Raw genomic sequence first — 10,588 nt, 5'->3', positions numbered from 1 at the left:
ATTACATTTATCTTTAGACTATAAAACACCAAATATGGTATATCAATTATCAGCCTAAAAATCAATTTTAACCTGTAGCCATATTTCAGGACAAGACAATTTAATAAAATAAAAAAAGATAATACTACTGATGGTAGATGTTTCATTATAAGTTAAGGTGATTCATTTTGGTAAAAATAACGATTAAATATTGCAACCTCTTATTTGGTTTAATTAGCATAACTTTTATACCTAAAAGCTTAATTAATTTTAAACCTTCGCTATTACTAATTATACTAAAAAAGCAACAAATAAACACCTTACTTTTAAGTTTAACCAACTGTTAACAACTTCCGTTTTCTAAACCCATAAATAATTGTATTTTTACATTTGTTCTTTTAAAACAAAGCACACTAATAAAACCATATCATTTAATGGGTAAAATAATTGCCATTGCCAATCAAAAAGGAGGAGTTGGAAAAACAACCACTTCTGTAAATCTAGCAGCTTCTCTAGGTGTTTTAGAGAAAAAAGTACTGCTTATAGATGCAGATCCACAAGCCAATTCCACTTCTGGATTAGGCATAGATGTAGATGGTGTTGAGATTGGAACTTATCAACTTCTAGAGCATACAAACACAGCTAAAGAAGCAATTATACCAACAAACACACCAAATTTAGATATTATTCCTGCGCACATAGATTTAGTTGCTATAGAAATTGAGCTTGTAGATAAAGAAGCTCGAGAATATATGCTTAAAAAGTCATTAGCTGATATAAAAGAGGATTACGATTTTATAATAATAGACTGCGCTCCTTCTCTAGGTTTGTTAACATTAAATGCTTTAACTGCAGCAGATGCTGTGATGATACCAATACAATGCGAATATTTTGCATTAGAAGGTTTAGGAAAACTACTAAACACTATTAAAAGTGTTCAAAAAATACACAATGCAGAGTTAGACATTGAAGGTTTATTGTTAACCATGTACGATTCGCGTTTACGTCTCTCTAACCAAGTAGTAGAAGAAGTACAAAAGCACTTTAACGATATGGTTTTTAAAACCATTATACAACGTAACGTTAAACTTAGCGAAGCACCTAGTTATGGTGAAAACATTATTAATTATGATGCTTCTAGTAAAGGTGCTGCAAATTATTTAAGTTTAGCAAAAGAAGTAATAAATAAAAACTCCTAAGCAATGGCGAAGGCAACAAAAAAACAGGCTTTAGGTAGAGGTCTTTCGGCTTTATTAAAAGACCCAAGTAACGATATACAATCTGTACAAGATAAAAACGCAGATAAAGTAATTGGTAATATTGTGGAACTGGAATTGGATAGCATAGAAATGAATCCATTTCAACCACGTACAAGTTTTAACGAAGAAACCTTACGCGAATTAGCATCTTCAATAAAAGAACTTGGCGTAATACAACCTATAACTGTTAGAAAATTAGGTTTCGAAAAATACCAATTGGTTTCTGGAGAACGTCGTTATCGCGCTAGTAAATCTATAGGTTTAGAAACTATTCCTGCATATATTCGTATAGCAAACGATCAAGAAAGTTTAGAAATGGCATTGGTAGAAAACATCCAACGTCAAGATTTAGATCCTATCGAAATTGCTTTATCGTACCAACGTTTAATTGACGAAATTCAATTAACACAAGAGCAAATGAGCGAGCGAGTTGGTAAAAAACGTTCTACTATTGCTAACTATTTACGTTTATTAAAGCTCGATCCCATTATCCAAACAGGAATGCGAGATGGCTTTTTGTCTATGGGACATGGTCGTGCAATTATTAATATTGAAGACCAAACGATTCAATTAGATATCTACGAGAAAATTTTATCTAACAAATTATCGGTTCGTGATACAGAAGCATTAGTAAAAAATTACAATACTACAAACGAGATTATTGTTCCAAAAAAGGAATTTAAAGAGGATTTGCCAAAATTTGTTAAAAAAGGAATGGCAGCATTTTCAGAATACTTTGGCCATAAAATAGACGTTAAAGTATCTAGTAATGGAAAAGGAAAAATAACAATTCCGTTTCATTCTGAAGAAGATTTTAATCGTATTAAAAAGTTAGTCCAAGGTGACAAATAAATTACTTACAATCTTTTTTTGTTTACTGTTTAGTCTTTCTACTTTTGCTCAAAAAGAGAAAGACAAAAAGAAGGAAGATAAAAAAGAAATAAAGAAAGCGCAGCCTAAAGAAAAGGTAGAAGGATTGGTTATTGAACAAATAGACTCTACAGGATTGGTGCGCAAAGAAATAGACCCATTACGTCCTGCCAAAGCTGCTTTTTTATCTGCAGTTTTGCCTGGATTAGGTCAAGCTTACAATAAAAAATATTGGAAAATCCCTGTAGTTTATGCAGCTCTTGGTACTGGTGTTTACTTTTACATTACCAATAACAACCAATACAATCGTGTACGCGATGCTTTCAAACGTAGATTAGCAGGTTTTAATGATGATGAGTTTCAGGATAGGCTTACAAATGACGGTTTAATAGAAGCGCAAAAATCGTTTAGAAGAAACCAAGAACTATCACTTTTAGTAACCGTTGGCTTGTATGCTCTAAATATTATAGATGCCAATGTAGATGCACATTTATTACAATATAATGTAGATGATAATTTAAGTTTTAAACCACATTACAAAATAGACGAGTACGATAATAAAGGTCGCGTTGGCTTAACAATGAGTTTTAAGCTAGACTAGAATAAACACCATTTTCGCTTTTACTGAAACAAGTTCAGTATAAATAAAGGAATAAAAAAAAGATTTCCAAGTTTACGGAAACACAAAAAACAAATTATGAAAATCGCTTTACTAGGCTATGGTAAAATGGGAAAAACAATTGAAGCTATTGCTTTAAGTCGTGGTCATGAGGTTGTAATAAAAACTTCAGAAGCTGTTACCTCTGAAATCACAAAAGCAGATATTGCTATAGATTTTAGTGTTCCTAATGCTGCTTTTAATAATATTTCTAATTGTATAAACAATAACATTCCTGTAATTTCTGGTACAACAGGTTGGTTAGATGATTATGATAAAATTGTTGCATTATGCCAACAAAAAAAAGGTGCTTTTATCTATGCTTCAAATTTTAGTCTAGGCGTAAACATCTTTTTTGAGCTCAATAAAACACTAGCTAAAATGATGTCTACTTTAGAAGACTACAAGGTTGATATTGAAGAAATTCATCATACACAAAAACTAGATGCGCCAAGTGGTACAGCAATCTCTTTAGCAGAAGATATAATAGAAAACAGTAAAAACTACCAATCTTGGCAATTAGATGGTAGCGAAAACAAAGTACTTCCTATTACTGCAAAACGTATAGAAAAGGTACCAGGAACTCACAATATTACCTACAAAAATGAAGTAGATACTATAAAAATAGAACACATTGCACACAATCGTGAAGGCTTTGCTTTAGGTGCTGTTGTCGCTGCAGAATGGCTTGTTGGAAAAACAGGCATTTTTACAATGAAAGATGTGTTAAATATTGGTTAACGAAAAATTAAATTGTAACATTTGCATAGATTGATAAGACCTATAGCTAATTATATAAAAAAAACAAATTATGTCAGGAAGTCAGTGGATACTATTTTTACTAATAATACAAGTAATTCATGGTTTAGGTACTTGGAAACTATACATTAAAGCTGGACACAAAGCTTGGGAAGCTTTTGTGCCTGTTTACAATGCTGTTATTTTAATGAAAATAATTAACAGACCTTGGTGGTGGACTATACTCCTATTCTTACCAATTGTAAATCTTATTATGCTTCCTGTTGTTTGGGTAGAAACAGCTAGAAGTTTTGGTAAAAACTCGACTTTAGATACCTTTTTAGCTATTATTAGCTTAGGCTTTTATAACTTTTATTTAAACTATTTTGCAGATGTTAATTATGTTGAAAATAGAGATTTAATTTCGGGAAGTAGCGCAGGAGATTGGATTAGTTCAATCCTTTTTGCAATTGTAGCTGCCACAATTGTTCATACTTACGTTATGCAACCATTTGTTATACCTTCATCTTCATTAGAAAAAACATTATTAGTAGGCGATTTTCTATTTGTAAGTAAGTTTCATTATGGTGCCAGAGTACCAATGACTACTGTTGGCTTGCCTATGGTTCATGATTCTATTCCTAAAACAAAAATAAAATCTTATGTGTTTAATGATAAATATGAAGAACGCAAAACCTCTTGGAAAAACAAACTACAATTGCCATATATGCGATTGCCTGGTTTTCAAAACATAAAACGAAATGATATTGTAGTATTCAATCAACCAGCAGATACATTGTTGGACATGAATGATTTTACACCAGACAGAAACTACTACAAACCAATAGACAAGAAAACTAACTTAGTTAAACGTTGCGTTGGTATTCCTGGAGATCAATTAGAATTAAAAGAAGGTCATGTTTTCATAAATGGAACAAAAAATGTATTGCCAGATAGAGCGCGTTTACAATTCTTTTATAATGTAAAAACCAAAGGTGATATTAGACAGTTATTTAATAAATATGAAATAACCGAAACTAGCGGCTACGAAACTTATTATATAGAAAACAAGTATTTAAAAGACCCTAAAATTAAAGATTTTATTAATACTAATAATGCTATAGACCTTAAGGTTGTAAGCAGAGATTCTCTTAAATCTGAAGTTTCCGGTAAAATTACACAACGCTTTTTTAATCGTTTAAAAATGTCTGTAGCAAAAACCAATTATATTGGTAATATGACAGAAGAATTAGCAATAAAAGTGGCTAAAGATCCAAGTGTTATTTCATTAGAAAAAGTAAACTCTGAAACACCAGACACACGTTTATTCCCACAAGATTCTGAATTCACATTTACAGCAGACAATTTTGGACCTATTTACATTCCTAAAAAAGGAGAGTCTTTAGATTTAACAATAAAAAATTATCCATTATACAAACGTGTTATTGGAGAATACGAGAGAAATACAATTACTTCTAGAGGTAATCAAGTTTTAATTAATGGAGAAGTAGCTACGAGTTACACTTTTAAACAAGATTACTATTGGATGATGGGAGACAATAGACAAAACTCAATCGACTCAAGATATTGGGGATTTGTACCGTTTGATCACGTTGTAGGAAAGCCTGTTCTAGTTTGGATGAGTATTGATACTATTAAAAAGAAAATACGTTGGAATAGACTCTTTACAACTGTTCATGGCACAGGAAAAATAAAATCTTATATAATTCCTGTACTATTACTAATTGGAGGCTTAATTGCTTTTAATCGTTTTAGAAAGCGTAAGAAGAAAACTGTTTAAAAATGATACTTGTTATTTCTACGAAGGCAGGAATCCACTTGTTTAAATATTAATTTTTAAAATGGATTTCTGCCTTCGTAGGAATGACAAAATAAACGTATCAACAAATGAACGCACTTATCCACCCAACATACTTTCCTACTATAGCTACATTTGTAGCAATGGTGAAAGCAGAACGTGTGGTTATAGAAACTCAAGATAATTACCAAAAACAAACCTATAGAAACCGTTGCTACATTTATGCTGCAAACGGAAAATTACAACTAAGTGTTCCTGTTGTTTTTAGTCAGAAAAACAGACAAAAACACAGCGAAGTAAAAATTGCTAATAACTATAAATGGCAAGAAAACCACTGGAAATCTTTAGAATCTGCCTATAGAACTTCTCCTTATTACGAGTTTTATATAGATGAATTGCAACCACTCTTCACAGAACATTTTGATACTATTTTAGACTTTAATTTAAAATGCTTAGAAGTTATTTGCGAATGCCTTCAAATAGAAATAACCATTTCTAAAACTACCGTTTTTGAAAAAGAAACTAAGGATTTAAAAGATTTTAGAGGCTTAGTAAATGCCAAGAAAGAAAACATTATTTCTTTAAATCCATACACTCAGGTATTCTATTCTAAACATGGCTATATTAATAACTTAAGTATCCTCGATTTACTTTTTAACGAAGGCACAAATGCCATTACTTATTTAGAATCTCAAAATGTTTTTTAATGGTACAACCAATAATACATTATGGTATTCACTTTTTACTACCTTTAATTGTTGCATTATTATACTTTAAATCTAAATGGAAAAAAGCCTACTTAATAATGATTTTAGGCCTATTAATAGACTTCGATCATTTGTTAGCAAACCCTATATTTGAAGCCAACCGTTGTAGTATTGATTTTCATCCGTTACACAGTTACTATTTAATTCCGTTGTACTTGTTTTTAGTTTTTTCGAAGAGAACAAGATGGATAGGTTTAGGTTTATGTATTCATATTCTGGCTGATGCTATAGATTGCTGGATGATGAGCTGGTAATATGCCAATTATCATTTAACAACACTAACCTTAGTCATAATAGGATAATGGTCTGAATATTCAACATCATAGGTTTTAAAACCGTTGATTTTAAAAGCAGGATCTGCAAAAATAAAATCTATACGCATTGGAAGAAATTTAAAGTCGTACGTTCTACCAAAACCATTTCCAGCTTCATTAAAAGTATCGTTTAAATTACCCTTTATCTGTTTGTAAACATACGAAAAGGCAGTGTTATTAAAATCGCCACAAATAATCATTTTATACTTGCAACCTTTTGTGTGTTTTAAAAACAACTCCGTTTGAAACTGCTGGATTTTAAACGTTTTACCAACGCCTTTAAATAATTTTTCAGATTCTTCGGTAGTTAGTTTTTCAACTTTTGGGTCTATACGTAAAGATTGTAAATGAATATTATAAACTCTAATAGTATCCTTAGCTTTTACTATATCTATGTAAATTGCATTATTAAAAGTGTCTGGAAATGCTATAGAACCAGAGTTAATAATAGGATAGTTTGAGAAAATGGCTTGTCCGTATTTTTTATTTTCACCTAAAAGCTTTTCATATTTATACTTGTAAAAAGACAACTTTGTACGTTCTCGTGGATGGTATTCTTGCAAGGCTAAAATATCTGGAGCTTCAGATTTTATAAAATTAACTAGCTTCTCTTCAGTATCTTCATTAGGTATCCATTTGTAAAGATTAAAGAGCCTTACATTGTAATTCATAATGGAGATATTGTTTTTATTATCTATGGTTTTAGATTCTGAAAACTTATACAAAGAACCAAAAACAAAATAACCAATGGCTAATACAAATAAAGGCAGAAGCAGTTGTTTTTTTATTTTTACTAACCAATAAACAAAAAATAAGGTGTTTAATAAAATTAAAAAAGGCACACCTAAACCTAGTACAGACAATGCTGCAAATGTCTTTGGAGGTAATAGTGGTAACACATAAGATAACAATAAAACAAAAGCCACAACAGAGTTGCAGAAGAACATTATTTTCTCGAAAAATTTTAATTTTCGCATGCTATACTTTTATTTGTTCTATAGAAGTGATATAAACTTTTTCCACTCGTTAAAAAATTATCCTTTTCGCTTAAATGTAAAAAGTTTAAATCACTTCACAATTATTTTCCTGCTTTAAATAAAAACTGTTTTTCTTTAGCAGTCAAGCTTTCGTAACCACTTTTACTTATTTTATCTAAAATAACATCTATCTTTTTTTGATTATTAAACTCGTTAAATTCACCTTTAGTATAACCACCAACTTTAGATTTATCTTTGTAAACTGTTTTAAGATTTCTTTTTTTATTAGGTTTAAACCAACTATTAATAGTATCTAATAAACGTTCAAAGCCTTTACCAATATCATTACCTTTTACTAATTGTTTTGCATAAACATAACCTAAAAGCGCACCTCCTAAATGTGCTAAACTTCCACCAGCATTTTCACCTGATAGTCCAATAAAATCGAACACAATTAAAACGGCTCCTATGTACCAAATTTTAATATTCCAATTTATTAATCGTACTTCATTATTTGGCATATAAGCACATAAAAAGATAAAAATAGCCCTTACAGCAGCACTTGCGCCAATTAACGGAAAATATCTATCTGCAAAATAGCCTGGAAATAAATTGTAAAACAATAAGAAGGTTAAACCACCAACTATACTGCCAAGAAAGTATAAATTTAAAGCCATTTTAGCTTTAAACAAATTAAGAAAAAGCTTACCACAAAAGTATAACCAAATCATATTAAAAGCCAAGTGTAATAACTTATAGTGCAAAAAAGCATAACTAATTATAGACCAAGGTTGCATTAAAGCATCACTAAAATTTGGTGGCAATACCAAGTAATTTAAAGCTCCTGTAATAAATGGTTTAAAAATTATAACAAGTAAAAATATAGCAACATTAATAGCTATTATTTTCTCAAGTACATTAAGGTTCTTAAACTTATATTTTAGACTTTGTAATTGACTCATTTTTCTTAATCTATTCTATACTTGTTAAACGTGTTTTTCTTTAAAAACAGCATAGCTATTAGACCTAAAACGGCTCCACCAACGTGAGCCCAATGTGCTATATTCATTCCAAAAACTGAAGGACTACCTAAAAAACCAGAAACGATGTCGTAGCCAACAACTAAAGGAATAAAATATTTAGCCTTAATTGGTATTGGTAAGAAAATTAACATTAATTCTGAATTTGGATTTAGTATTCCAAAAGCTACCAAAACACCCATTATGCATCCCGAAGCTCCTACCATTGTAGAATTATATATACTAAAAGCATCATTTATCTGTTCGTTTTGTAATGGTGTAACAGACAAATTGCTACTTCCTGTTTTAAAATAATCTATAATCGCTTCAATAGGTAAACCAGATGCTTGTAATTCTGGAAGAATTGTAGAATAATCAAAATAATAGAAACCTAATTGAAATAATACAGCACCAAATCCTGCTGTAAAGTATAAAATAAGAAACTTTTTACTACCTAAACGTTGTTCTACAGCGCTACCAAACATCCATAATGCAAACATATTAAATGCTAGGTGCATAAAGCCACCATGCATAAACATATGTGTTACAACCTGCCAAGGCTTAAAAACACTATTATCTGGATAATGTAAGGCAAATAAATCTATAAATTGCGCTTCACCAATTACCAATGTAGCTACAAACATTATTACATTAATAATTAATAAATGTTTTACTGTGTCTGTTATATTGTTCATTAAAAAATATTTTTTATTTCCTTTAAAATGGAAACCTTTCTTCTATTATCCTCTATACAAATTTTCTATCCAACTCATCAACAGTCATGGTAATAAAAGTTGCTCTATTGGTTGGAGACACATTAGGTTCCTTACACGCAAAAAGTGAATTCACCAAATGCTCCTGTTCCATAATCGTTAAACTTTGTCCTGTTTTTATAGCTAAGCTTTTTGCTAGAGATTTTGCTAATAAATCTGTTGCACTAAAATTACTGTCTGGCACTTCGTTTTCCACGTCGCTTATTAGTTGCTCTAAAATAATAGAAACTTCACTTTCTGGGACGCTTACTGGAACACCAGATATTTCTACCAACTCATTTTTTATAGTTTGAAAAATAAAACCTGTATGTTCTAAATCTGTCTTTAACTGATTAATAATTTCAATTTCTTGAGGCGAAAAATGAAGTTGTAATGGAAACAACAATTGTTGACTCATGGCTTCTTTAATCGTCATGTTTTTTAAAAAATCTTCGTACAACACACGTTGGTGCGCACGATGTTGATCTATTAATAATAAACCAGACTTTATAGTACTTACAATGTATTTATTATGAAACTGATACGTACTCTGCTTCTGCTCTACTTGATTTTCGTTATTAAAAATCGATTCGCTTTTATTATCGCTTTCAAAATGAACTTCGCTAAAATCTTGCTGTGTTTTCGTTCCTTTAGATTCTAAACCAACATACAAACCTTCCCAATTAGAACCTTGTGTTTTTTCTTTTTTATATGAAGTACTTACAGTGGCATGAGATGATTTATCATCGCTAAACGGATTAAAACTTCTATTTACCTCAACAGATGGCGAACCTTTTTGCTGATAGCTATATGGTGTATCTAAATTAGCATCGCGTTCAAAATCTAAAACTGGCGCAATATTAAATTGTCCTAAACTATGCTTTACTGAAGAGCGTAAAATAGCATACAGCGTGTGCTCATCGTCAAACTTAATTTCTGTTTTTGTAGGATGAATATTTATATCTATGGTTTGCGGATTTACAGTTAAATTTAAAAAATAACTAGCATGTGCTCCATCTTTTAAAAGCCCTTCAAACGCAGAACCAATGGCATGATTTAAATAAGCACTTTTTATAAATCTATCGTTTACAAAAAAGAATTGCTCTCCTCTAGTTTTCTTTGCAAATTCTGGTTTACCAACAAAACCTGAGATTTTAAGCACTTCGGTATCTTCTTCAACAGGCACTAATTTTTCGTTAGTTTTTGTACCAAAGATATTTACTATTCGTTGTCTATAATTACTTTCTGGAAGGTTAAACGTTTCACTTCCATTATGAAACATTGCAAATCCAATATTAGGATGCGCTAAAGCAACGCGATGAAACTCGTCTACAATATGGCGTGTTTCTACTGTAGTCGATTTTAAAAAATTACGTCTCGCTGGAATATTATAAAACAGGTTTTTTACAGAAATAGAAGTTCCTTTTGGTGTTACA

At 30.8% G+C, this 10,588-nt stretch carries 11 protein-coding genes; 7 read left to right on the top strand and 4 right to left on the bottom strand.

Annotated features, from left to right (window positions below):
- Positions 1-413: 413 nt before the first annotated feature.
- The 7 genes from Q0C58_RS06450 (at position 414) to Q0C58_RS06420 (ending at position 6,344) form a co-directional block, all read left to right on the top strand.
- On the top strand, positions 414-1,178 hold the full coding sequence (locus tag Q0C58_RS06450; RefSeq protein WP_290698977.1) for an AAA family ATPase: 765 nt from the start codon (positions 414-416) through the stop codon (positions 1,176-1,178).
- A 3-nt stretch (positions 1,179-1,181) separates the two neighbouring features.
- On the top strand, positions 1,182-2,090 hold the full coding sequence (locus tag Q0C58_RS06445) for a ParB/RepB/Spo0J family partition protein (RefSeq protein WP_290698975.1): 909 nt from the start codon (positions 1,182-1,184) through the stop codon (positions 2,088-2,090).
- Positions 2,080-2,709 (top strand): DUF5683 domain-containing protein, encoded by a 630-nt coding sequence (locus Q0C58_RS06440; RefSeq protein ID WP_290698973.1) that lies wholly within the window; start codon positions 2,080-2,082, stop codon positions 2,707-2,709. The genes Q0C58_RS06445 and Q0C58_RS06440 overlap by 11 nt, the downstream gene beginning before the upstream one ends.
- A 96-nt stretch (positions 2,710-2,805) precedes the next feature.
- Positions 2,806-3,507, top strand: coding sequence for a 4-hydroxy-tetrahydrodipicolinate reductase (dapB, locus tag Q0C58_RS06435; RefSeq protein WP_290698971.1), 702 nt, complete (start codon positions 2,806-2,808; stop codon positions 3,505-3,507).
- A 70-nt stretch (positions 3,508-3,577) separates the two neighbouring features.
- Positions 3,578-5,305: a signal peptidase I gene (gene lepB, locus Q0C58_RS06430; protein ID WP_290698969.1), complete on the top strand. Its 1,728-nt coding sequence runs from the start codon at positions 3,578-3,580 to the stop codon at positions 5,303-5,305.
- 107 nt (positions 5,306-5,412) lie between these two features.
- Positions 5,413-6,030, top strand: a complete 618-nt coding sequence (locus Q0C58_RS06425) for a WbqC family protein (protein WP_290698968.1) — start codon at positions 5,413-5,415, stop codon at positions 6,028-6,030.
- Entirely contained in the window at positions 6,030-6,344 is a 315-nt protein-coding gene (locus Q0C58_RS06420; protein ID WP_290698966.1) for a DUF6122 family protein, read from the top strand. Before Q0C58_RS06425 ends, Q0C58_RS06420 begins: the two co-directional genes overlap by 1 nt.
- A gap of 11 nt (positions 6,345-6,355) precedes the next feature.
- On the opposite strand, the gene Q0C58_RS06415 is transcribed toward Q0C58_RS06420, so the two are convergent.
- The 4 genes from Q0C58_RS06415 to mutL all read right to left on the bottom strand — a co-directional run.
- Positions 6,356-7,381, bottom strand: a complete 1,026-nt coding sequence (locus tag Q0C58_RS06415) for an endonuclease/exonuclease/phosphatase family protein (RefSeq protein WP_290698964.1) — start codon at positions 7,379-7,381, stop codon at positions 6,356-6,358.
- A 101-nt stretch (positions 7,382-7,482) separates the two neighbouring features.
- On the bottom strand, positions 7,483-8,343 hold the full coding sequence (locus Q0C58_RS06410; protein ID WP_290698962.1) for a rhomboid family intramembrane serine protease: 861 nt from the start codon (positions 8,341-8,343) through the stop codon (positions 7,483-7,485).
- Positions 8,344-8,348: 5 nt separating this feature from the next.
- Entirely contained in the window at positions 8,349-9,095 is a 747-nt protein-coding gene (locus tag Q0C58_RS06405; protein ID WP_290698960.1) for a rhomboid family intramembrane serine protease, read from the bottom strand.
- A 52-nt stretch (positions 9,096-9,147) separates the two neighbouring features.
- Positions 9,148-10,588: DNA mismatch repair endonuclease MutL (gene mutL / locus Q0C58_RS06400; protein ID WP_290698958.1), on the bottom strand; the 1,441-nt coding region annotated here is incomplete at its 5' end.

The organism is Lacinutrix sp. (genome assembly GCF_023299985.1).
Lineage (GTDB): Bacteria > Bacteroidota > Bacteroidia > Flavobacteriales > Flavobacteriaceae > Lacinutrix.
This window is presented reverse-complemented; position numbering and strand designations above follow the sequence as displayed.